Source organism: Nonomuraea composti, assembly GCF_012034275.1.
GTDB lineage: Bacteria > Actinomycetota > Actinomycetes > Streptosporangiales > Streptosporangiaceae > Nonomuraea > Nonomuraea composti.
On record NZ_JAATEP010000027.1, the window covers coordinates 52,294 to 74,821 of the forward strand.

The window sequence follows — 22,528 nt, forward strand, 5'->3', positions numbered from 1 at the left end:
CCCGAGTCAGCGGCCGTAGACGACCGAGAGGAAACGCACGAGCACGGCCTCGCGCACGGGCGCGGGCAGCGCGTCCAGCACGGTGTTGACGACCGCCATCTCCGGCTGGCCGGCGCCCGGCCGCAGGTCCACGCCCACCGACGCGCTCAGCTCCGCGAACGCCGCGTCGTCGATCGCCTCCAGGTCCAGCCCGGCCACCAGCTCGACCAGCCCGTCCGGCAGCACGACGGGGCCGCGCTCCCTGGCCGCTTCGGCCGACTCCGCGATCACCTTCAGCAGGGCCTCGACCCCGGCCAGCGTGACCCCGGTGACGGTGATGTGCAGGTTGGCCGGGATGCCGGCGTAGGAGAGCTGCGGCTGCAGGAACCAGCCGCGCGCCCGCGCCTCGTCGGCCAGCACGAACACGTCCACGCCGGCCCCCTCGAAGGCCACGAGCGACGACTCGGGCGCCCCGAGCACCCGCAGCCCGGGGATCGCGGCCAGCCCCTCGCGCAGCCTGCGGGTCGCCTCAAGGGTGGCCCGGCCCAGCTCGGCGTACCCGTCGCGGCCCAGCGCCTGGAGGGTGGCCCAGGCGCCGCCGAGCGGGCCCGCCGACCTGGAGCTCTGAACGGTCGCGTTGATGATCGTGTAGCCGGGCCAGGCCGCCGACGCGAAGTACGCCTTGCGCCGCATCGCCGGGTCGGCGAACAGCAGCACCGAGGCGCCCTTGGGCGCGTAGCCGAACTTGTGCAGGTCGCACGAGATCGACGTCACCCCGGGCACCGACAGGTCGAACGGCGGCACGTCCGCGCCCGCCTCCCGCAGCCAGGGCAGCAGCCAGCCGCCCACGCACGCGTCCACGTGGAACGGCACGCCGCCCACCGCCGCCGCGATCTCCTCGATCGGGTCGATCACGCCCTGCGGGTACGACGGCGCGGAGGCGACCACGAGGACCGTGTCCTCGTCCACCGCGCCCGCCACGTCGCGGGCCCGCACCTTGTACGTCTCCAGGTCCACCGGCACGGCCCTGACCTCGACGCCCAGGTAGTGGGCCGCCTTGTGGAAGGCGGGGTGGGCGGTGACGGGCAGCACCAGGTTCGGGCGGGGGCGGGCGGCCCGGTCGCGGGCGGCCTTCACGGCCAGCATGATCGACTCGGTGCCGCCGCTGGTGAAGATGCCGTGCCCGCCGCCGAGCAGGTCCGCGACCGCGCCGACGACCTGCCGCTCCATCTCCACCACGCTGGGGAACGCGGTGGGGTCGAGGCAGTTGACCTCCAGCATCTCCAGGTACGCCCGCGTGGCCGCGTCGTGCACCCCGGCCCGGCCGGTGTCGTAGACGTAGGCGGTCACCTGGCCACCGCGCACGGGCAGGTCGTGCTCCTTGAGCCGGGCCACCTCGGCGAGCAGGTCCTCGGTGGTTCTGCCGGTCGGCGGCAGGTTCACACGGTCTCCTTCTTCGTGGTGAGCCGCCCGTACTGGATGACGAACGGCAGGCTGATCAGCATGAGCAGGGCGGGCAGCACCGTGAACCCGAGCAGCAGCCCGGTCAGGGCGCCCGCCGGCTGCGCGACCGGTGCGTCGACCGGCGCGGAGACGAACCCCGACGCGGTCAGCACCAGCGCGAACAGCCCCGGGCCGAGGGCCAGGCCGGCCGTCTCGCCCGCCGTCCACAGCCCGGTGAACGCGCCCGCCTGGGCGTGCCCGGTGCGGGCGGTGTCGGCGTGCACGGTGTCGGGCAGCATGGACAGCGGCAGCAGTTGCAGCGCCGCGTAGCAGACCCCGGCCAGCGCGGTCAGCGCGAGCGTCGCCGCGGTCCCGCCCGCCGCGACGGCCGGGATGAGCGCGACCGCGACGGCACAGAACGCGGCGGAGGCCACCAGGTAACAGCGCACGGGCCCGTGGACGCGGGCCAGCCGGGCCCACGCGGGCACGGCGAGCATGCTCGGCCCGACGAGGCAGACGAACATCACCGAGGTCAGGCCGTAGTCGCCGAGCCGGTAGGAGGCCACGTACGGCGCGCCCGCCAGCATCACGGCCACCGCCAGCGCCTGCGTCACGAACGCCGCCAGCAGCACGAAGAACGGCACGTTGCCCCTGGCCAGCCGGAAGGCGGCGACCGGGCCGAGCTGCCGGGGGCCGGGCCTGGATGGCACCCAGCGGGTCGCCAGCGTCGCCCCGGCCAGCGCCGCCGCCATGACGGCGCCGACCGTCACGCCCATCACGGCGTAACCGGCCCGGCCACCACCCGACAAGTCCACCACGGCCGGGGCCAGCCCGCCGGCCACGAGGATGCCGACCGTCAGGCACACCACCCGCCACGACATGATCCGGGTCCGCTCGGCCCGCTCGGCCGACATCTCGGCGGGCAGGGCCACGTACGGCACCTGGAAGCAGGCGAACGCGGTGGCCGCCAGCAGGAACGCCGCCCCCGCCCAGGCCGCGCCGGACACGCCTTCCGGCACCGCGAACATGAGGGCGAACGTCACCGGCAGCGCCACCGAGCCGATGGCCAGCAGGCGGGTCCTGTGGCCGGTGCGCACGGCCTCGCGGTCGCTGGCGGCGCCGACCAGGGGGTTCAGCAGCACGTCCCAGATCTTGGGCGCCACCAGCACGAGGCCCGCCAGGGCGGCGGGCACGCCGAGCACGTCGGTCAGGTAGTACAGGAGCAGCAGGCCGGGCACCGCGGAGAACACGCCGGTGCCGACGGAGCCGATCCCGTAGCCGAGGAGCCGGTCCCGGCCCAGGCTCGTCACCGGAAGTCGCCGGGCAGGCCGAGCGTGCGGTGCAGGCTCTGGTGCAGGTGGGCGCGGAAGCGGCGGAGCGCGGCCCGGTCGCCGGCCGCGCGGCGGCGGCCCTCGGCGTCGAGCACGCCGCCCTTGGCGAAGCCGTGCACCGTCCAGATGACGCTCCAGACGGTGTAGTCGAGGTCGGTCTCGGCGGCGATCAGGCCGGCCTCGACGGCGGGGCGCAGCGCGGCGCTGACGGCGGCGAGCAGCGGCTGGACGTACTGGCGCTCCAGCTCGGTGATGTCACTGGCGTCGGAGAGCCAGCGGTGCATCCACAGCGCGGGCACCTCGGGGTGGTCCACGCAGAAGTCGAGGTAGTCGTCGGCCAGCCGGTGGATGGCGGCCACGGGGTCGTCGCCGGGCAGCCTGGCCAGCGCCTGCTCCAGGGCTGCCTTCTCCGCCTGGTGGGCGGCCTCCATGACGGCGAGGTACAGCTCCCGCTTGCCCCCGACGTGGTAGCTGACGGTCGCGATGTTCAGCCCGGCGGCGTCGGCGATCTGGCGCGTGGAGGTGCCGTCGTAACCGAGCGCGGCGAAGAGCTGCGTGGCGGCCTTGAGGATCACGGCCGCCTGGCCGGAGGTCATGCGACCGAAGGTAGTTCGGTCACCCCCTCCCGGTCAATCATTTGATGGAAGCCCGGCTATTCGAAGCTCAGCAGCCGCTCCAGCTCGGCCTGGGCGGCGGCCGGGTCGTAGCCCGGCAGGGCCTCGCGCATCAGGTCGTGGGTCTGCCGCTCGGCGTCGGCCGCCGCGGCGCCCACCGCGGCCAGCGTCTCGTCGGCCAGCTCGTGGCTGCTCAGCCGCAGCGCGCGGGGCCCGTAGACGACGTCGAGGACCAGGCCGTTGGCATCGACCGTGGCCTTGACCTGCCCGGACGGCCCTTCGCCGGTGCCGATGACCTTGTCGAGCTCCTCGCGGGCGCTCTCCAGCCAGGCCAGCATGCGCTCGCCCCGGTCGGCGGCCTCGTCGATGTCGTGGTCCCTGAGATCGGCGGGATCCATCCGCCCGAACACATGTGCCTCCAGCTAAAGAAGATCGAGGGCCGCTTGCTCGACCCGTTGGCGCACGAACGTCTCGTCCAGCGGCGCCGGCAGGGACGCGCTCCTGCCCGCCGCCCGCTCGGCGATCTCCTGCGCCTGGCGCCCGGCCTCCTCCTGCGCGGCCCGCAGCACCTTCGTCACCGCCCGGCCGAGTGCCGCCTCGCCGAGCCGCAGCGCCCGCGGGTCGATGCGCAGCCGGGTGAGCACGCCCTGCCCGGCCGCGGCCGCCTCGATGAGCCCGTCGTCGCTCTCCGCCCGGCCCTCCACCTGCCGCATGGCGGCGCGGGCGGCCTGGAGGTCGCGCAGGACGCGGCGGCTCTCGGCGAGGTACTGGGCCAGGTACTCGGCGTCGTCCTCCGGTGCGGGTGACCGCATCGTCCACCTCCGGCTGTCAGGGGCTTGCTGCGGCGCCAGTCTAGACAGATCCCGACCTGCTTGACGTTGAGGTGTATGTCTCATGAATCACATAAGTCAGACAAAGCTCGATATGGTGCACGGGTATGACGGGGTTTGAAATCGCGCTGGGCGCGGTCGGCCGCGAAAGTGAACGGGTCGGCGCCCACAGCGGGGAGTACGAGGCCGCCGTGCGGCGGCTGTGGGAACGCGGCGACAGCGTCGCCTCCTGGGCCGACGACGGCCTGTTCGCGGGGATCGTGGCCGCGTACGCCGAATGCAACCAGGTGTCGCTCATGGCACTGACGGGGGTCTCCGGCGAGATCGGCCACACGGGCGAGGCGCTGGCCGGCGTGGTGGCCAACACGCGGGCCGTGGAGGATGCCAACACCGAGAACGCGCGGCGGATCACATGGGCCTGATGCTCTCGCCCGAGCTGGACGGATTCCTGAGCCTGCTCGGCATGCCGTGGCCGAACATCGACGAGGACGAGATCAGGAAGGACGCCACGGCCTGGCGGGTCGTGCAGGCCGGGTCGGAGCCGGTGGGCGCCGAGGCCGACGCGTCGATCCGCAGGACGCAGCAGGTCTACCACGGCGACTCGGCCACGGTCCTCGCGCAGCACTGGAGCAGCGTCGGCGGGGACGGCGGCCACATCGCCCAGGCCGCCGCCGCCGCGCGCGTGGCACCGCTGGCGCTCGACGGCACCGCGAACGTCGTCAGCGCGGTGAAGGTGGCGGTCGGCACGCAGGCCGCGGCCGGGCTCACGTCGGTCATGCAGGCGCTGGTCTTCGGCGGCGCCGTCGGCGCGACGGCGGCCACGGCCCGGATGTACCTCGTGCGGCACGCCATGGCGAAGGCGATGCGGGAGGGGTCCGAAGGCACCGCCAAGGTTCTGGCGCCGGCGCTGTCCAGGAAGGTGACCGACCCGATGCGCCGCATCCTGGACACCCTGCGCCGCCCGGGAGGCCCGGGAGGCACGCCCGCGCTGGCCGGCGCCGGCGGCCGGATCCCCGTCCGGCCCGCCGGGCTCAGGACGCCGGCCGGCCCGCGGTCCGTGCAGGACGGCATGGCCGCGATGGGCCGCAGGAAGGGCAACGCGGGCGGAGGCGGCGGCGGGGGCCGCGGGTTCAACAGCCGGCACGCCGAGCAACGCAAGGAACAGCGTGACATCAGCCAGGGCGAGATCGATGAGACCCTGTCGAAGGGCTCCAAGAAACCCGGCAAGAACCCCGGGACGTCCGAGTACCAGAAGGACGACGTCGTGGTGATCAGGAGTGACACCAACTTCAAGATCGTCACGGTGTTCAGAAGGAACAAGAAGTAGCGGCGCGGGAAGGTTTGGCGTGCGGATCGAATACGGCGAGGAGAACGACGTCGCCTACATCTACCTGGCCGACCACATCGGCAAGGGCGAGGCGGTCAGGCAGGTGGTGGTCGACGACGACGGCCTCCGGGGCGAGGTGATCATCGACGTCGACCGCGACGGCAAGGTGCTGGGCGTCGAGATCGTCGGCGCCACCCACGTCCTGCGGCCCGAGACCCTGGCGACCGCGGATCGCCACGACGAGGAGGACCCCTACGGCTGGCCGCCGCCCCCGGCGTCCTGACTCAGTCGGGGGCCCAGTACTTCTCCATGATGCGATCCAGCTCCCGGACCACCGGCTGCCAGGTCCGGGGCAGGTCGTAGGCGTCCGCCCGCCGCTTGCCGTAGGTCAGCGTGTACTTGATGAAGTCCGCGCCCTGCGGCGGGCGCTGCGAGTGGCCGATCTTCAGGTGCTTGAGGTGGCCGCGCAGCCTGCGCGCCTCCTTGGCGGTCAGGCACTTGTCGACCGTCGGCCCGGTACGGCGGCTGAGCCGTACGCAGCCGTTGCCATAGACGACCACGCGGTCGTTCAGCCCCGCGAAGCCGCCCTGCTTGCGCAGCTCGACCAGCACCCGCTTCGCGGCCACCTCCGCCTGCGCCGGAGCCATGGACGTGCTCAGCGCCAGCATGAGCACGGGCAGGAGCACGATTCGCCAGATCCTCATGCTCTCTTGGACGTACGGGAGCGCCGATCGGCTCACCTGAGCGCGTCGACGGGCTCCATCCTGGCCGCGCGCAGCGCCGGGTAGAGCCCGGCCAGCAGCCCCACCAGGGCTCCCGCGACCGGCGCGGCGACCGCCAGCCGCACGTCCAGCAGCGGCGTCCACTGCTTGACCGCCGACACCGCGACCACCGCGACCACGCCGAGGGCGGCCCCGATCACGCCGCCGGTCAGCCCGATGAGCGTGGACTCCAGCAGGAACTGCGCCGCGATGTGCCGCCGGGCCGCGCCCAGCGAGCGGCGCAGGCCGATCTCCTGGACGCGCTCCATCACCGTCACCAGCGTCACGTTGGCGATGCCGACGGCGCCGACGACCAGCGAGACCAGGCCGAGGATCAGGAACAGCGCGTTGACGTCGTCCTGCGCGCCGTCCCGCGCCCGGGTCGGGCTCGGCGGGGAGATCACCTGGAGCAGGTCGCCGTTGCCGGGGCTGAGCGCCGACGGCGCCTGGCCGGCGATCAGGCCGGCGGCGCCCAGGCTGGTGTTCACCAGCACCCTCGTGACGTCGCGCAGCCCGAACTGGCGGCCCGCCGTGGGCGGCACCACCACGGCGGTGCGCAGGTCCCGCTCGCGGCGCAGGTCGCCGAGGATGCCGATCACCGTGTACGCGTGCTTCCCGATGAAGATCGCCGGCGCCCGGTCGAGCCGGGTGACGCCCAGCATCCTGGCCGCCTCGTCGCCGAGCACCGCCACCCGGTCACCCCGCCTGACGTGCCCGTCGTCGTAGAAGCGGCCCTGCGTCATCCGGCCGCGCGCCGCCTCGGGCAGGCCGGGCGTGGCCGCCAGCACGGTCAGGGACTGCGTGGTGACCCGGGTGGGGTCCACGAGGTCGTTGGAGCGTACGGACAGGTTGGTGCCCTCGGCCGCGTCGGCCACCGCGGCGGCCGACTCCACGCCGCGCAGCCTGGTCACCCGCTCCACCGCGTCCCAGCTCACCAGCGGCGGGCCGGTCGTGGTGCCCGGCACCTCCACAGTGATGGCGGTGGCGACCAGCTCGTCGAACCGGCCGACGATCTGGTTGCCCGCGGTCGCGGCCACGCCGAGCGTGACGACCAGCGTCGTGATGCCGAGCACGGTGCCGAGCGTGGTCAGCGCCGAGCGCAGCGGCCTGGCCAGCACCCCGGCGACCGCCTCGCCCGCGAGGTCGCGTACGTGCATCACTCCTCCACCAGGACGCCGTCGGTGATTCGCACGCGGCGCCCGGCCCGCTCGCTGACCTCCTGCTCGTGCGTGATGATCACGATCGTCAGCCCCTGCTCCCGCAGCTCGGCGAACAGGTCGAGGACCGCCTCGGTGTTGCGGCTGTCGAGGTTGCCCGTGGGCTCGTCGCACAGCAGCAGCGACGGAGCTCCCAAGAGGGCCCTGGCGATGGCCGCGCGCTGGCGTTCGCCCCCGGAAAGCCGTCCCGGCAGGAAGCCGGCCCGGTGTCCGAGGCCCACCCGCTCCAGCGCCGCCAGGGCCCGCTCCCGCCTGCCCCTGCGTTTCCACGCGCCGTAGAGCTCGGCGAGCATCACGTTCTCCACCACACTGCGGTGGGGGAGCAGGTGGAAGGACTGGAAGACGAAGCCGATCCGGTCGCCGCGCAACCGGGTCCTGGCTCCGTCCCGCAGCGTAGTGGTCTCCGTGCCGTCCAGGAGGTAACTACCGGAAGTGGGGCGATCCAGGAGCCCCAGGACGTTCAGCAGCGTCGACTTGCCGGAGCCCGACGGGCCGACGATCGCCAGGTGGTCGCCCCGGTCCACGCGGAGCGAGATCTCGTGCAGGGCGCGGACCGGCGGCTGCGCGGGGAACCGCTTGCAGACGTCGCGCAGCTCGATGACCGGCCCCTCAGGCATCGCCGATCACCACCCGGTCGCCCTCCTTGAGCGCGCCGGTGACCTCGACGTTCCCGTCCGCCGTCAGGCCCGTGCGGACCTCGACGTCCTTGGTCCGGTCCGTGGCGTACTCGACCCGCACCCGCGCCTTCCCGTCCGCCGAGGTGATCACCGCGGCCACCGGCACCACCAGCACCGGCTCGTCCGTGGCCCCGACGGTGACCCGCGCGGTGACGGCGGTGCCGGCCCGCAGACCCTTGCTCCCGGACGGCGTGATGAGGACGGGCAGCGAGCCCTCCGGCGCCTCCTCGCCGCCGGGCGGCTTGGCCTTGTCCCCGACGGCGGTGAGCACGGCCGGGTACGTCCTGCCCGCGTCCACCTCGACGGTCGCCTCCATCCCGGGCCGCAGCAGCTCCGACTCGGCCGCCTCCACCGACCCCGTCACCGCGAACGTCGAGCTGGTCACGGTCGCCACCTCGTCCTCCACCCGCCGGCCCGCCTTCACCGACACCTTCTGCACGCGGGCGGGCAGCTTCGGCAGGAACACCACCTCGCCGGGCGGGATCGACACGCCGTACGTGCGGGCGAAGTCGGCCAGCAGCTCCTTGGCCGCCGCGACGTCCTCGCGCGCGTGCGCCACCTTGAGGCGGGCCGGGGAGAGCTGCCTGGCCTGGCGCAGCGCCTGCTCGGCGGTGACCACCGCCTCCTTCGCCGTCCGTACTGCCTTGCGCAGCTCTTCGAGCTTGGCGTCCCTGGCCTCGCGCGCCTCCTCCCGCGCCCGGTCGAGGGCGTCCTGGGCCGCGGCCAGGTCCGCCCTGGCGTTGGCCACCTTGAGCTCCAGCAGGCTCGTGTCCTCCTCGGACGGGGTGGGCTGCGGGACCGGCGTACCCGGCGGGGTGCCGGTCGGGGTGCTGGTCGGCCGGGTCCTGGCCGCTGTGAGCGCCTGCTCGACCTCCGCCAGCCGCTCCTCGGCCGCCCGGACCGCCGACTCCGCCGCCGCCAGCCTGGTCTCGTCCGCGGGCGTGAGCTCCCGGGACTCGGCCCCGGCCAGCGCGGCCCGCGCCGCCTTCAGGTCCGCGCGGGCATTGTCCAGCCGGACCTTGAGCGGCAGCACGTCCCGGCCCCGGTCCAGGGCCTGCTTCTCGGTCGCGAGCGTCTCCTGCGCCGTCCGTACGGCCTTGCGCAGCGTGTCGTACGTCTGCCGGTCGGTCGTCGTCGGCTGCTGCGCCTCGTAGCCCTTCTTGGCGTACATCCCGGTCACGGCCGCGATCGTGGCCCCGTCGAACACGCCGGTGGACGGCGCGCCGTACCCGAGCCGGCGCAGGGCCCGCTGCAACTGCTCGACGTCCTCCCCCTTGGTGCCGGGGGCGATCGTGCGGTGCATCGGCACGGCGCCGCGCAGCGCGAACACCGGCCGCCCGTTGACCTCCATCAGCACGGCGCCCTCCTTGATGCGGCCCTTGCGCGGCGCTCGGGTGGCCCGCTGCTGCTCGGCCGTGCCGCCCACGGCGCCGGCCAGGGCGATCGGGAGCGGGGAGCCGTACTCCACGGTGCCGCTGAGTACGACGGTGCTGACGAGCTTGCGGCGCTCGACCGCGGCGGTGACGAGGGAGGCGGCGGGCGCGGCCCGGCGGGCCGCCTCGTCGGCGGGGGAGCGCAGCCGGGAGCCGACCGCCCAGCCGGCCCCGGCGACGACCACGACGCCGGCGACGACCCCGGCGAGGAGCTTCTTCATGGCGGGGTCGTCAGAACGCGAACTCGTCGTTGACCCGCCGCTGGACCTCGGCCGCCTTGGGGGCGTAGGCCGCGTAGAAGTCCTTGCCGCACTCCAGGTCGTCGAGGGCGGCCTTGATCTCCTTGTCCAGGTACGGGCGGGCCTGCTGCGGGGTGAGCGTCGGCATGACGAGCTGCTTGGTGTTCTTGGTCAGCTTCGGGCCGCCGGCCATCTTGGGGTCCTGCTCGCGGCCGATGGCGCTCTGCCGCTCCATGAACTCGTTCTCGCCGCGGCGCGCGACGGCCGACGGCTTGGTGTCGGAGACCCGGTAGCCCTTGCCCTTGAGGCAGGTGCTCATGGTGGCGGCCAGCTCCACCAGGCCGGGGTCGCCGTCGAGCTCGGCGGTCTTGGCGCGCCGGTGGGCCAGGGCCATGTGGTTGAAGTAGTCGATGTTCGACTTCAGGTCCAGGCCGAGCACCTGCTTGCCGACGACGGCCATGCAGGCGTTCTTGGCCTCGTTGTAGGCGTCGAGCTGGGCGCTGGACAGGGAGCCCTGGATGTCGGCGTTCGGGTCGGGGACGGGCAGCTCGGAGCCCGGGCCCTGGATCTCCTTGGGGTAGACGTGCACGGCGAACACCCCGAACCCGTACTTCTGACGATATTTCAGCATTGCCTGGTAATCGCCAGAGTCGCGCAGGCGCTCGTCCTCGCTGGCCGGCTCCGTCGGCCGCACGTACGGCACGTACTTGAAGCCCTTCTGCTTCATGCAGTCGGCCTTGGCCGCCTCGAACTGGTTCCGCTTGTCCTTGGCCGCGGCGCTCGCCGTGGGGCTCGCGGCAGGCTCGGCGGCGCCCCCGCAACCGCAGAGCACGGCCGCCGAGAACGCCACGGCAAGGGCCAGGTGGGATCGCTTCAGCATGGCAGCAGACCATACTCCGTTAAACGGAGCATGGTCAATCCAGGCAGTGCCGCCGCTGGCGGAAGGGGGCGAACGCGGCGGCCAGCGTCAGCAGCAGGAGAACGCCCAGGTAGGCGAGGTGCTGCCGGGTGAGGTAGTCCGAGTACAGGGCCAGCTCGCCGCAGACCGTCACCAGGTAGACGCCCGACGCCAGCGCCCAGCGGTGATCGCGCGCCAGATAGCCGCCCATCGCCCCCAGCCCCATCGCCGCCGCCTCCACGGCCAGCCTGCTCAGGCTGATCGGGTCCCGCGTGCCTTCCGGCATCCACAGGGGACCGGCCCACGCCGCCAGCCCGGCCGCCGCCCACCACCACCACGACCTGGCACGCACCGGCCGCCGGGACGACACCAGCACCACCAGGCCGATCAGGACGATCGCGTAACCGGCCGCCACCAGGGCCGGATCGCTCGTCTCGAACAGGGCGCGGTCGCCGAGCGCGTTCGGCGGGACGGGCAGCACGGTCACGCCGAACGTCTGCACACCCGCCGCCAGCCCCACCGCCTTCACGCCGGCGACGAGCGTGAGCGGGAACGCCGTCCGCAACCAGCCCCGCAGGATCGCCAGCAGCGCCAGCGCCGACAGCAGCGTCCACAGCGGCAGCGCCTGCGCGTACGGCAGCAGCGCCGCCAGGTTCACCGCCGCGACGGCCGTGACGCCCAGATGCAGGCCGTCCACCCAGGCGCTGCCGGTCGCCTGGTGCACGATCCGGCTGCGCACTCCGCCCAGCAGCAGCCCCCACGCCTCCCTGAGCACCGGGATCCTGCGGCCCGGGGCGGCGTCCTCCAGGAGCACGTCGAGCAGTTCGTCGCCGTGCTCGCGCCGGTACGCGCGCGGATAGGCCAGCAACAGCCTGCGGTAACGCCGTTCGAGAGGTGTCATGCGCCGGACGGGCGCAGGACCAGGGCCGCCGCCTCCTGCATCCGCCTGGCCTCGGCCTCCACCAGCGCCTGGCCGTCCGGGGTGATCCTGAAGTAGCGCCGGTTGCGGCCGTTGACCGTCTCCTCGCGGTCGACGGTGATCACGCCCCGCTCGTTCAGCCGCTCCAGGATGCCGTAGAGCGTGCCCACGGACGGCTGGACCCGCCCCCGCGACAGCTCCTTGATCGCCTTGCTGATCGCGTGCCCGTGCAGCGGGCCGGCGCGGAGGGCAGTGAGCACGAAGTACATCGGCTCGCTCACTTCAGAGGTTCCCCTGGGCATGGGGACGACAGTATTCCGTTCAACGAAGCGTCCGCAACGCCCAGGGGACCCACGTGCCTACTTGCAGCGCACGCCGTTGAGGTGGAACACCTCAGGCGCCGGGTTGGGGCCGGAGGCGTTCGTGCCGTTGAAGCCGAACGTCACCTTCTGCCCCGGCTTGATCTTCCCGTTCCAGCGCAGATCCTTCGCCGTCACCACCGAGCCCGACTGCGCCAGCTCGGCGCCCCAGGCGTGCCCGGCCCGCTGGCCGCTCAGGAACGACCAGCGCAGGCTCCAGCCGTCCACGACCTGCTTGCCAGTGTTCTCGATCTCGACCTGCGCCGTGAACCCGCCCGGCCACGAGCCGTGCGCCGTGTACCTGACCCGGCAGTCGGCGCGCCCGCCCTCGTCGGCCAGGAACGCCGAGACCCAGGCCAGCGGCGAGTTCCAGTTGATGGTCAGCTCGTTCGTCGCCCACGACTCGATGTGGTCGACGTAGCAGAACTGCGGCTTGCAGCCCTTCAGCAGGCGCTGCGCGAGCGGGTCCTGGATGGCCGAGTTCGGGCCGCCGGCCAGGGTGCCGCGCGGCGGGTTCGGCAGGGACGCGTCGAGCTGGTGGGCGTACCAGCGGCTGTGCTGGTTCTTCGAGGCCACCTCGCCGTAGCCGGTCACGTACGACTGGTTGAGCGCGTTGCGGCCCAGGATGTAGTCCATGCCCTCACGCACCGCCGCCCGGTACTTCTCCTGGCCGGTCAGGTCGTACGCGGTGGCCATGACCACCATGTTGTTCAGCACCAGGTTGTTGGAGCCCCAGTCGAAGTCCGGCGGGTTGTACGGCAGGCCGTACGGGTGCGCCTGCTGCGTCGCCAGATACTTCTCCGCGCCCTCGACCACCGAGCGCCGCACCCGGTCCCGGTCCGGCAGCGCGTTCGGGACGGTCGCCAGCTCCAGGCGGCCGAGCTGCGCCGTGTTGCCCCAGTCGAAGCCGCGCTCGCGCCAGATGTCGCCGGTGTGGTGCGGCGAGGCCAGCACGAAGTCCCTGAACTCCTTCTCGCCCGTCGTGATGAACAGCTCCGCCGCCGCCCAGTAGAACTCGTCGCTCACGTCGCCGTCGTTGTAGGCGCCGCCGCCGACCCCGTCGTTCGGGTCCGCGTACTTGTCCGGGTTCGCCTTGGCCGCCGCCCACGCCTTGCGGGCCGCCTTCAGGTTCCGCGCCGCGAACTCGGCGTCGTACGGGGCGAACAGGCGGGCCGCCTGCGCGGCCGTCGCCGCCAGGTTCAGCGTGGCCGCCGTGGACGGCGGGTGCAGCTCGCGCGGCTGCGGGTCCAGGTGCGGCAGCAGCGGCAGGCCCGTCCAGTTCCGGTCGTGGATCTTGTGGTGCGCCATGCCCTCGAACGGCTTGCCGTCCGGCACCTGCATGCTCAGCAGGAACTCCTGCTCCCAGCGGGCCTCGTCCAGGATGTCCGGCCGGCCGTTGCCGCTCTCCGGGATGGCGAGCTGGCCGTCGCCGAACGCGGCCTTGTCCCGCTCGTACGTCGCCATGAGCTGGTGGACCGAGATGCCGCCGTTGACCACGTACTTGCCGTGGTCGCCGGCGTCGTACCAGCCGCCCTTGACGTTCAGGCTGTAGTCGCAGACGCCCGGCTGGCACGGCACGTTCACGTCACCCTGGTTCGGCGCCACGCCCACGTGACCGGCGGGGCGGCCGTAGCCGGGCCGCAGGTCGTCGCGGATCTCGATGCCGCTGCGCTGCGTGTAGTAGAACTTCAGCGCGTCCACCGGCAGTTGCTCGTACAGGTCCGCCGCGATGTCGAAGGGCCTGCTCGTCTCGCCGTCGGCCGTCAGCGTGTAGTCCTCGCCCGCCTTGTGGTAGGCGCTGAAGTCGAGCGTGTGGACGTTCTGGCCCGAGCTGGCGTCCACACCCCTGGGGACGGTCTTCCCCTTCGCCACCGTCTCCTTGTCGGCGTTCTTCAGCTCCCACTCCAGGGGCTCGGTCGCCTCCGTCACCAGCGTGGCCTTCTTCGGGCCCGCCGGCAGGTACCCCACCATGTTCACGCGCACGCGCGGGCCGGTGTCCGGCTCGTACACCTCGGGCTCGGCGCCGCCCTTGAGCGACACGTCGTCCATGCAGAACCTCCAAGGCTCGGCGCTGCCGCCCAACTGGAAGACGACCTGCGCGTTCGGCAGCGACACGGGCGCGGTGAACGTGTAGGAGTAGCTGTTGCCCGAGACGCTCATCTCCGGCGCGGCCGACAGGTACTGCGTCCAGGGGTCCACCGGGAGCTGGATCAGCGCCTTGCCGACCTTGGCCGGGGTCGCCGAGGCGAAGAACCGGTAGGCGTACGTCTCGCCCTCCACCAGCGGGAGGTCGTTCTGGCCGATGATGACGTCCCACGGATTGGCGGTGCCGCCGGGGATGTCGGCGCAGGCCCGCCCGTCCTGGACGGTGAGGGCGGTGTTGCCGGTGCTCCACCAGGGGGCGGTGCCGGCGTCGAAGGTGCCGTTGACGATCTGCTCGGGCCCCTCGTCCTCGGCCAGCGCGGCCGGGGCGGGGGACAGGGCGACCATGGTGAGAAGGGCCAGTAAGGCGGCCCGGTATCGGGTCATGGAGGTCCTTGAGGGCGAAGGATTGGGAGCGCTCCCAAAAACAGCGCGGATTCCGATCCTCCTTTCCCGCCGCCGCCCCGTCAACGGCTGCGCACACCGGACCGCCCAGAATCGTGAAACTTTCATGGACATCAACCGTGCAGGCGCTGGAGGATCGCCTCTGACCTGCGCTGATCGTACGGGGCGGACAGGCGGATCGCCGTGGCCCGCGCCTGCTCGGCCGCCTTCCGCGCCCCGCCCGGGCGGCCGGCGGCCTCCAGGACGAGGGCACGAGCCCAGCCGAGCCGGGCCGCCGCGCCCGGGTTCCGACTTCGGCAACCGGCAGACGATCGTCACCCGGACCGGCAACGTGACCTTCAACCTGCGCGAGTTCGACCCGCCCATCACCACCGGCGGCCTGGACCTGGGGAACGCGTGGGCCCACGGCTACCACTGCGACGACCTCGACGAGGGGAGACCTACGTGGAGCAGAGCGTGCTGAAGTCGAGCACGTGGTCGTACACGGTCTGGCTGAAGCTGACCCGTCAGTAGGCCGGCGGGCCCCGCCGGATCCCCTCCCCGGCGGGGCCTTCTCCGGCGCGCGGGGATCTGGGAGGGTTCGAGCGTGGTCCTCACCCTGGCGGGGCGCCCGCTGCACGAGTTGCTCGACCGCCAGACCGCCAAGCTGGCCAGGCGGCTCGTACGGGGCTTCGCCGAGCAGCTGCCCGTCTACCGCCGGCTGCCGGAGGAGGAGCTGGACGGCGACATCACGGCCATCACGGAGCACAACCTGCGCCTGATCTCCCGTGCCTTCCGCGAGCGCCGCCCGCCGGCCAGGGCGGACCTGGCGCCGTTGCGGGAGTCGGCGGCCCGCCGCGCCCAGGAGGGGGTGCCGCTGGAAGCGCTGCTCGCGGCCTACCACCTGGGGGCGCGGATGGTGTGCGAGCGGCTGTTCGCGCGGGCGGGGCCGGACGACCTGGGCGACGTGCTGGAGGCCGGCCGGATCGTGCTGCTCTACATGGAGGCCGCCACGGCCGCCGTCTGCTCGGCGTACCTGGAGGAGCGGGAGAGCCTGCTCAGCCAGGAGCAGCACGCCATGCACGCCACCGTCGCCGCGCTGCTCGCGGGGGACCGCGCGGCGCTGGCCGGGGTGCGGCTGCCGCCGCGGTACCTGGTGCTGGCGGTCGCGGCGGGGCGGCATCCCGACGAGGACGGGCCGGGCGCGCCGGTCGCGGGGCGGCGCAAGCTGCACCGGCTGCGCACGGCGTTGCAGCGGTACGCGGCGGAGCCGGTGCTGCCCGCGCTCGACCCGACGGGCGGGCTGGTGCTGGTGCCGGTGCAGGGGGCGGAGCCGGAGCCGGGCGAGCTGGCGGAGGTGGCGGGCAAGGCGGCGGGGGTGCCGGTGTGGCTGGCCGCCGAGTGCGCGCCGCCGCAGAGGGTGCCGGCGGCGGCGCGGCTGGTGGAGGAGGTGCTGGAGGTGGTACGGGTCTTCGAGCAGCCGCCGGGCGGCTACCGGCTGGCCGACGTGCTGCTCGAATACCAGCTCACCCGGTCGAGCCAGGCGACGGCGCTGCTGGCGGGCCTGCTCGACCCGCTGCTCGACAACCCCGACCTGCTCAGGACGCTGACGGCGTACCTGGACACGGGCCTGGACCGGCGGCGCACCGCGGAGCTGCTGCACGTGCACCCGAACACGGTCGACTACCGCCTGCGCAGGGTCGTCGTCCTGACCGGGCTGGACCCGATGGACCCGGCCCACCTGCAGCGGATCGGGGCCGCGCTCGCGGCCCGCCGCCTCACAAGGCGCCCGTGACGGCGCCCGTGACGGCGGCGAGCGGCGCGCCGGCTCACAAGGCGCCCGTGACGGCGCCCGTGACGGCGGCGGTCACGACGCCGGCGAAGCCGCGCATGCCCGCCGCGTTCGGGTGGAACGGCGCGGCCGGCGAGGCGGGCACGTACGGCTCGATCCACCGCGTCGAGGACGAGGCGCACGGGTCGTGGCCGACGCTCGGGGTCTGCAGGTCGATGAAGCCGACGCCGGCCGCGGCGGCCTGCTCGGCCAGCATCTGGTTGAAGTACATGAGGGTGGCCCTGATGTAGTTGGCGTCCGCCTTGATGATCGGGACGCGCGGGTAGCAGCCGTCGGGCCGCGCGTACGTGCCGTACCCGACCATGAAGATCCTGGCCTGGGGGGCGCGGGCGCGGATGTCGGAGACGAGGGTCGTCAGGTGGGGGCGCAGCGCGTCGGTGTCGACCCGCCACTTGTCCTGGCCGCCCACGTTGTAGTCGTCGTTGCAGGCGTCGCCGATCGGCGGGGGCAGCAGGTTGAGGCAGTCCTCGATGAAGTCGGTCAGCCCGACGTCGTTCGCGCCGATCTGCACGGTGACCAGGGTGGTGTCGGGGGTGAGCGCGTCGAGCTGGGGCGGCACGTCGCCGAGCTCGGTGCTCTGCGGCTGGTACATGTCCTCGGTCTCGGCGCCGGAGCAGGTCGCGTCGCGGAAGGTGGCGGCGCCGATGGCCTGGGCCGTCAGGCGGGGGTAGTTGTGGTCGGAGCGCAGGCAGCCGAGGTGGATCTGGTTGGGCACCAGGGGGCCGGCGGCGGCCGAGTCGCCCAGCGCGACGTACACCTCGGCCTGGGCCGCGTGCGCGGGCGGGGCCAGGGAGAGGGCGAGGAGGAGCGGGGTGAGGAGGAGGAGCGTGCGGCGGACCATGGTGGACTCCTTCCGGCTGGGGGTGGGGGGTGCGGAATCCGTGGTCTGGGGGAGGTGCGGGCCCAGCGGCCGAGGTTTGCGCCCGTGCCCGCGTCTGTGTCTGTGGTTGTGTTTGTGTTTGTGCCTGCGGTGGGGGCCGCGGCGGGGTCAGCGGCGGAAGGGGCCGGTCACCTCGTAGGTGATGCCGCCGGTGCCGGCGGTCTCGCCGCTGGTGCCGCGCTGGGAGGAGAAGTAGAGCCGCGTCCCGTCGGGTGAGAACGCGGGCCCGGTGATCTCCGACCGCGCCTGCCCGTCGAGGCGCATGATCGGGGCGACGACGCCGTCGGGCGTGATGATGTTGATCTCCATGTTGCCGCCGTCCTCGGCCACGTAGAGATCGCCCTTCTGGCCGGTGATGTTGTCGACGCCGTCGAGCGTGCCGGTGCCGTCGTAGATCGCGGTGACGGTCTGGCGGGCGGTGTCGTACGCCCACACCTTGCGGTCGCCCTTGGCGGTGAAGTAGCAGACGCCGGCGGCGTAGTGGCAGCCCTCGCCGCCGTTGAAGTGCCTGGCCTCCGGCACCTGGTGCCGGGTCTGGCGGGCCAGCACGCCGGGCGTGGGGTCGGGCACCTCGCGCCAGGGGACGCCGTCGCCGCACAGCACCTCCAGCCGCCCGCTGGACAGCTCGCCCCAGGTCGTGGGCGTGAACCGGTAGAAGCAGCCGTCGCTCTCGTCCTCGGTGAGGTAGATGACGCGGTGGTCGGGGTCGCAGGCGGCGGCCTCGTGCTTGAAGCGACCCATGGCGGGGCGGGGCTGGGCGGCGCGGGCGCCGTACGGGTCGGTCTCGTGGACCCGGCCGCGGAAGATCTCCTCGCACGACAGCCAGGTGTTCCAGGGGGTCGCGCCGCCGGCGCAGTTGAGGTTCGTGCCGCTGAGGATCCGGTACGCGCGCTCGATCGACCCGTCGGCCCTGAACCTGATCGCCGAGGCGCCCCCGACGAGCGGCACCTCGGAGTTGGAGACGTAGATCCAGCCGGTGCCGTCGGCGAAGCAGGCGCCGCCGTCGGGGGCGGGGTGCCAGAGCGTGCCGCCGACGCTGTGGCCGGACCTGGCGATGACGCGGCCGGTGAAGCCGGCGGGTAACGCCATGCCGTTGGCGTCGGGGGCGCCGAGCGGCCCGTACGGGCTGTCGCCGGCGCTCACCGACGCCACGGCCTCATGCCACACCGCCCCCGAGAACGCGACCGACGCGGGCAGGGCAGTCAGGAAGGTACGGCGGCGCATGTGGGCTCTCCCGTGGTCGCGGTTGGATTCGCAGACACACGATGAGCCATGCTCGTCATTCTGTGAACTGGACAGCGGAGTAAATGTCGGCGGTCAAATCTGTGACGCCTCACAAACGCGCCTCACGAACACATCAGACAGTTCCGGGCCGCCACATCGGCCAGTACAGGGCGCCGTCCGGCAGGGCGAACGGCTGCCGCGCCTGGTACCCGTGCCGCGCGTAGAGGTCCCGGTTGCGCGGGTCGCTGGCCTCCAGGTACGCGGGCAGCCCGTCGAGCCGGGCGTGCTGGTAGTGGAGCAGGGCGGTGCCGAGGCCCTCGTTCTGCCGGTCGGGGTGCACCGCCAGGAACGCGAGGTGCTGGTGCGGCTCGGCGGGGTGGTTCTGCTCGAACAGCCCGTCGAGGACGCGGAACCGCTCGGCCCACTCGCCGGTGGCCTCGGCGAGCCGGCGCTCGTAGTCGGCGGGGGCGGGCAGCGGCGAGGTGTAGGGGAACCACACGGCCACGGCGGGGCCGTCGTCGATGAGGTGGATCTCGCCGTGCTCGACGGCGTGCTCGACGAAGATGCGGAAGCCGGCGGCGATGACGCGGTGCCGCGCCCTGCGGTCGGGCACCAGGTAGGCCATCGGCCGCAGCCCGGAGAACGCGGTGGCGATCAGCTCGGCGACCTGCTGGGCGTCGTCGGCCGTGGCCAGGCGGACGGCGGGTCGTAACGCGAACGCGGCGCCGCTCTCGCGGTGGTACACCGGCCAGGGCCCGAACGCCTCGCGCGTCGCCCGGCCGGCCTCGTAGGTCTCTCCCATCGGCCCCAATCTCCTCTCGTCGATCATGCGCCGTCGGGGACGGTGGCCGCCTTGGCGCCCATCCCCACCGCAGCGTAAACGGCGGGTCGCCCGGCACGCAGCACGAACGCCCACACCACTCCGAGCACCGCGGCGACCGCGTAGACGGCGGGCAGGGCCCAGGCCAGGGGGTCGCCCTGGGGCACGCCGAGCAGCGCCCAGAAGTTGTCGAGCGCGAACCACACCATCACGGCCAGCGCGATCGCGGCCGGCACCGGCGCGATCACCCGCCGGCCGAGCGTCTCGCCGCTGGGCCGCCTGGCGAAGAAGGTGATGACCGCGACGGAGGTCACGAAGATCAGCAGCAGCACGCCGAGGCCGCCGAAGGAGCCGCCGTAGAAGAAGAGCTGCACGAGCGGGTCGAGGCCGAGGAGCGCGTACAGCGTGATCGTGGCCAGGCCGAGCACGCTCTGGGCGATCGAGCCGGCCTGGGGCGCGCCGCTGCGGGCCCGCGTGCGGCCGAAGACGGCGGGCAGCACGCGCTCGCGGCCGAGCGCGAAGAAGTAGCGGGCGGTGGTGTTGTGGAAGGAGATCATCGCGGCGAGGACGCTGGTGGTGAACAGCACCCGGGCGACGTCCACGACGACGGGGCCGAGGTGCGTCTCGGCCAGCACGAAGATGGTGTCGGCCTGGTCGCGGCGGGCGGTGGCGACGATGGCGTCCGGCCCGGTGGCGACGGTCATGGCCCACGACGACAGGGCGTACACGAGCGCGATGATCGCCACGGACGCGTACGTGGCCAGCGGCACCGTCCGGCGCGGCTCCCGGCTCTCCTCGGAGAACACCACCGACGACTCGAACCCGACGAACCCGAGCGTGGCCAGCACCAGCAGCGCCCCCACGCCCGGCACGAACAGCGCGGCCGGCGACAGCGTCCCGGTGGCGTAGCCGGCGGCGGCCGGGTTGGCCAGGTCGGCCAGGTCGAACAGCAGGATGACGGCCACCTCGGCGGTCAGCAGCACGGCCAGCAGGCGGCCGTTGACGTCCACCCGCATCAGGCCGAGCGCCGCGACGAGCGCCCAGGCGGCCAGCGAGAGCGCCCACCAGGCGGGCGTGACGCCCAGCCACCGCTCGAACAGCGGCGCCGCCGCCACGCCGAAGGCGCCGTAGAGCGCCACCTGCAGCGTGTTGTACGCGATGAGCGCCACCCATGCGGCCGCGATCCCGGCGGGGCGGCCGAGCCCCCTGGTGACGTAGGTGTAGAACGCGCCGGCGTTGGCCAGGTGGCGGGCCATCGCGACGTACCCGACGGCGAAGACCGCCAGCACGACGCCCACGACCAGGAAGGCGACGGGCAGCCCGGTGATCCCGGTGACGGCGTAGCCGGTGGTGACGACGCCGGCGACGACGGTGAGGGGCGCGGCGGCCGACAGGACGAAGTAGACGACAGTGGGCGCGCCGAGCCGGTCGGCGGCGAGAGCGCGGCTCACCGGGGCGGGCCCGGCGCCGCTCTGGGCGGTCGGCGGCTTGCTTGCTTCCGGGGGATGCGACACCCCCGTATGGTGCGGCCGATCGCCGGGCCCGGCCAGCACCGCGCGGGTCACCCCTTGTTCACGGGTGTCCGGTTCGTGACGACGTCATGGGTGATCGGTGATCGCCTCCATGGTGAGAGATCTGCTCTGACCAGCAGGCTTGTCCCCATGAAACACCTGCTCGCGATCGGCGCGACCGCCGCCGTCACCCTGACCGCCCTGACCGCTCCCGCCACGGCCGCCACCACGTGGGGCCCCTGCGCGGCGGGCTCCGACCCGCGCCAGGAGTGCGCCACGATCGAGGTGCCGCTCGACTACGCCGCTCCGGCCAAGGGCTCGATCTCGCTGGCCGTCTCCCGGATCAGGACGGCCCGGCCGCAGCTGCGCCGCGGCGTGCTGCTGCTCGTCCCCGGCGGTCCCGGCAGCCCCGGCCTGTCCCGCCCGGCCACGTACGTCTCCCGCCTGCCGAAGGACGTGCTCGACCGCTACGACCTGGTCGGCTTCGACCCGCGCGGCGTCGGCGCCAGCACCCCGGTGAGCTGCGGCCTCGATGAGGCGGACCTGGCCTTCACCCGGTTGAAGCCCTACCCGGCGGCGGACGGCGGCATCGCGGAGAACGCCGCCTGGTCCCGGCGGATCGCCGAGGCGTGCGCGCGGAACGGCGGCCCGCTGCTGCGCCACATCAGCACCCGCAACGAGGCCAGGGACATGGACGCGATCAGGAAGGCGCTCGGCGAGCGCCGCCTGTCCTACTGGGGCGTCTCGTACGGCACGTACGCGGGCGCGGTGTACGCCACGATGTTCCCCGAGCGGACCGACCGGGTCGTCCTGGACAGCAACGACGACCCTGATCCGGCCAGGGTGGCGCGCGCCTGGCTGGCCAACTACTCGGTGGGTGTGGAGGACCGCTTCCCCGACTTCGCGGCGTGGGCGGCCGGGCACGATGCCGAGTACGGCCTGGGCGCGGACGCCGCGGAGGTCCGCCGCACGTTCCTGGCCCTGGCCGGGCGGCTCGACCGCGAGCCGCTGCCGTGGCCCGGCGCCAACCCGCCGCGGCTGACCGGCAACGCCCTGCGCGAGAGCATGCTGAACGCCCTGTACTCCGACAGCGGCTTCCCCGGCCTGGCGGCGCTGATGAAGGCGGCGCTGGCCGGGACGCCGCTGCCGGCCGCCGCCACGCCGCCCGCGGCCGTCATGCAGAACAGCGCCGCCTCCTCCGCGGCCACGCTCTGCAACGACGTCGAATGGCCTTCCTCGATCGCGCGGCACGAGCGGCTGGTCGCGCGGGACCGGGCGGCGTACCCGCTCACGGCGGGCATGCCGGTCAACATCGGGCCGTGTGCTTCCTGGCCGTACCGTCCGGCCGAGCGCCCGGTGCGGGTGACCTCGCGCGGCCCGGCGAACGTCCTGCTGGTGCAGAACCTGCGGGACCCGTCCACGCCGTACAGCGGGGCGCTGAAGATGCGGGAGGCGTTCGGCGCGCGGGCGCGCATGGTGGCCGTGGACTCCGGCGGGCACGGCAGCTACCTGGCCAACGGCAACGCCTGCGGCGACGCGGCGGTGACGGAGTTCCTGGTCACGGGCGTGCTGCCGGGGCAGGACAAGCTCTGCTGACGTGTCCCTTACGCGGTTGGGAGATCCACTTGTCCCGCCCTGGGGTATCGGTGCCCGTGATCACGATCAGGAGGCACCGCAGATGGCCGACT

At 73.3% G+C, this 22,528-nt stretch carries 23 protein-coding genes; 6 read left to right on the forward strand and 17 right to left on the reverse strand.

Annotated features, from left to right (window positions below):
• Positions 1–6: 6 nt before the first annotated feature.
• The 5 genes from HCN51_RS32710 to HCN51_RS32730 are packed head-to-tail and all read right to left on the reverse strand — an operon-like array spanning position 7 to position 4,179.
• A complete protein-coding gene (locus tag HCN51_RS32710; protein WP_168014796.1) occupies positions 7–1,422 on the reverse strand; it encodes an aminotransferase class V-fold PLP-dependent enzyme in 1,416 nt (471 codons plus the stop codon).
• Entirely contained in the window at positions 1,419–2,732 is a 1,314-nt protein-coding gene (locus tag HCN51_RS32715) for an MFS transporter (RefSeq protein WP_168014798.1), read from the reverse strand. The genes HCN51_RS32710 and HCN51_RS32715 overlap by 4 nt, the downstream gene beginning before the upstream one ends.
• Positions 2,729–3,349 (reverse strand): TetR/AcrR family transcriptional regulator, encoded by a 621-nt coding sequence (locus tag HCN51_RS32720; RefSeq protein WP_168014800.1) that lies wholly within the window; start codon positions 3,347–3,349, stop codon positions 2,729–2,731. The genes HCN51_RS32715 and HCN51_RS32720 overlap by 4 nt, the downstream gene beginning before the upstream one ends.
• 56 nt (positions 3,350–3,405) lie before the next feature.
• On the reverse strand, positions 3,406–3,765 hold the full coding sequence (locus tag HCN51_RS32725; protein ID WP_155128900.1) for a YbaB/EbfC family nucleoid-associated protein: 360 nt from the start codon (positions 3,763–3,765) through the stop codon (positions 3,406–3,408).
• Positions 3,766–3,789: 24 nt separating this feature from the next.
• Positions 3,790–4,179, reverse strand: a complete 390-nt coding sequence (locus tag HCN51_RS32730; RefSeq protein WP_168014802.1) for a YbaB/EbfC family nucleoid-associated protein — start codon at positions 4,177–4,179, stop codon at positions 3,790–3,792.
• A gap of 125 nt (positions 4,180–4,304) precedes the next feature.
• On the opposite strand from HCN51_RS32730, the gene HCN51_RS32735 reads away from it, so the two are divergent.
• The 3 genes from HCN51_RS32735 to HCN51_RS32745 are packed head-to-tail and all read left to right on the forward strand — an operon-like array spanning position 4,305 to position 5,807.
• Complete coding sequence (locus HCN51_RS32735; protein WP_168014804.1) at positions 4,305–4,619, forward strand: hypothetical protein; 315 nt, start codon at positions 4,305–4,307, stop codon at positions 4,617–4,619.
• On the forward strand, positions 4,619–5,524 hold the full coding sequence (locus HCN51_RS32740) for a DUF4258 domain-containing protein (RefSeq protein ID WP_168014806.1): 906 nt from the start codon (positions 4,619–4,621) through the stop codon (positions 5,522–5,524). The genes HCN51_RS32735 and HCN51_RS32740 overlap by 1 nt, the downstream gene beginning before the upstream one ends.
• Positions 5,525–5,543: 19 nt before the next feature.
• Positions 5,544–5,807: a DUF2283 domain-containing protein gene (locus tag HCN51_RS32745; RefSeq protein WP_168014808.1), complete on the forward strand. Its 264-nt coding sequence runs from the start codon at positions 5,544–5,546 to the stop codon at positions 5,805–5,807.
• A gap of 1 nt (position 5,808) precedes the next feature.
• Here the strand turns inward: HCN51_RS32745 and HCN51_RS32750 are convergent, their stop codons facing one another.
• From HCN51_RS32750 to HCN51_RS32785, 8 genes are read right to left on the reverse strand one after another with little or no spacing between them, the layout of a single operon-like run.
• Positions 5,809–6,228, reverse strand: coding sequence for a hypothetical protein (locus HCN51_RS32750; protein WP_168014810.1), 420 nt, complete (start codon positions 6,226–6,228; stop codon positions 5,809–5,811).
• A gap of 32 nt (positions 6,229–6,260) precedes the next feature.
• Entirely contained in the window at positions 6,261–7,442 is a 1,182-nt protein-coding gene (locus HCN51_RS32755; RefSeq protein ID WP_080044466.1) for an ABC transporter permease, read from the reverse strand.
• Positions 7,442–8,119, reverse strand: coding sequence for an ABC transporter ATP-binding protein (locus HCN51_RS32760; protein ID WP_168014812.1), 678 nt, complete (start codon positions 8,117–8,119; stop codon positions 7,442–7,444). Before HCN51_RS32760 ends, HCN51_RS32755 begins: the two co-directional genes overlap by 1 nt.
• Positions 8,112–9,833: a peptidoglycan-binding protein gene (locus HCN51_RS32765; RefSeq protein WP_168014814.1), complete on the reverse strand. Its 1,722-nt coding sequence runs from the start codon at positions 9,831–9,833 to the stop codon at positions 8,112–8,114. Before HCN51_RS32765 ends, HCN51_RS32760 begins: the two co-directional genes overlap by 8 nt.
• Positions 9,834–9,843: 10 nt before the next feature.
• The gene (locus HCN51_RS32770; protein WP_168014816.1) at positions 9,844–10,731 is read right to left on the reverse strand and encodes a hypothetical protein; all 888 of its coding nucleotides are present in this window, start codon (positions 10,729–10,731) and stop codon (positions 9,844–9,846) included.
• A 34-nt stretch (positions 10,732–10,765) separates the two neighbouring features.
• Positions 10,766–11,650, reverse strand: a complete 885-nt coding sequence (locus HCN51_RS32775; RefSeq protein ID WP_168014818.1) for a hypothetical protein — start codon at positions 11,648–11,650, stop codon at positions 10,766–10,768.
• Complete coding sequence (locus HCN51_RS32780; protein ID WP_168014820.1) at positions 11,647–11,970, reverse strand: PadR family transcriptional regulator; 324 nt, start codon at positions 11,968–11,970, stop codon at positions 11,647–11,649. Before HCN51_RS32780 ends, HCN51_RS32775 begins: the two co-directional genes overlap by 4 nt.
• 57 nt (positions 11,971–12,027) lie before the next feature.
• On the reverse strand, positions 12,028–14,556 hold the full coding sequence (locus tag HCN51_RS32785) for a glycoside hydrolase family 9 protein (protein ID WP_168014822.1): 2,529 nt from the start codon (positions 14,554–14,556) through the stop codon (positions 12,028–12,030).
• A 349-nt stretch (positions 14,557–14,905) separates the two neighbouring features.
• On the opposite strand from HCN51_RS32785, the gene HCN51_RS61605 reads away from it, so the two are divergent.
• Together HCN51_RS61605 and HCN51_RS62505 are read left to right on the forward strand one after the other, a co-directional pair.
• Complete coding sequence (locus HCN51_RS61605; RefSeq protein ID WP_277350152.1) at positions 14,906–15,037, forward strand: hypothetical protein; 132 nt, start codon at positions 14,906–14,908, stop codon at positions 15,035–15,037.
• 123 nt (positions 15,038–15,160) lie between these two features.
• Positions 15,161–16,348: an RsbRD N-terminal domain-containing protein gene (locus tag HCN51_RS62505; protein ID WP_168014824.1), complete on the forward strand. Its 1,188-nt coding sequence runs from the start codon at positions 15,161–15,163 to the stop codon at positions 16,346–16,348.
• Between the two features lie 34 nt (positions 16,349–16,382).
• Here HCN51_RS62505 and HCN51_RS32795 read toward each other — a convergent pair whose 3' ends face one another.
• The 4 genes from HCN51_RS32795 to HCN51_RS32810 all read right to left on the reverse strand — a co-directional run bounded on the left by HCN51_RS32795 (position 16,383) and on the right by HCN51_RS32810 (position 20,843).
• Positions 16,383–17,246, reverse strand: coding sequence for an SGNH/GDSL hydrolase family protein (locus HCN51_RS32795; protein WP_080044474.1), 864 nt, complete (start codon positions 17,244–17,246; stop codon positions 16,383–16,385).
• A gap of 147 nt (positions 17,247–17,393) precedes the next feature.
• Positions 17,394–18,509 (reverse strand): alkaline phosphatase PhoX, encoded by a 1,116-nt coding sequence (locus tag HCN51_RS32800; RefSeq protein ID WP_168014826.1) that lies wholly within the window; start codon positions 18,507–18,509, stop codon positions 17,394–17,396.
• Positions 18,510–18,642: 133 nt separating this feature from the next.
• The gene (locus HCN51_RS32805) at positions 18,643–19,311 is read right to left on the reverse strand and encodes a GNAT family N-acetyltransferase (RefSeq protein WP_168014828.1); all 669 of its coding nucleotides are present in this window, start codon (positions 19,309–19,311) and stop codon (positions 18,643–18,645) included.
• Positions 19,312–19,334: 23 nt separating this feature from the next.
• Positions 19,335–20,843, reverse strand: a complete 1,509-nt coding sequence (locus HCN51_RS32810) for an amino acid permease (protein WP_168014830.1) — start codon at positions 20,841–20,843, stop codon at positions 19,335–19,337.
• Between the two features lie 147 nt (positions 20,844–20,990).
• Between HCN51_RS32810 and HCN51_RS32815 the strand changes: the two genes are divergently transcribed.
• A complete protein-coding gene (locus HCN51_RS32815; RefSeq protein WP_168014832.1) occupies positions 20,991–22,436 on the forward strand; it encodes an alpha/beta hydrolase in 1,446 nt (481 codons plus the stop codon).
• Positions 22,437–22,528: the final 92 nt, after the last annotated feature.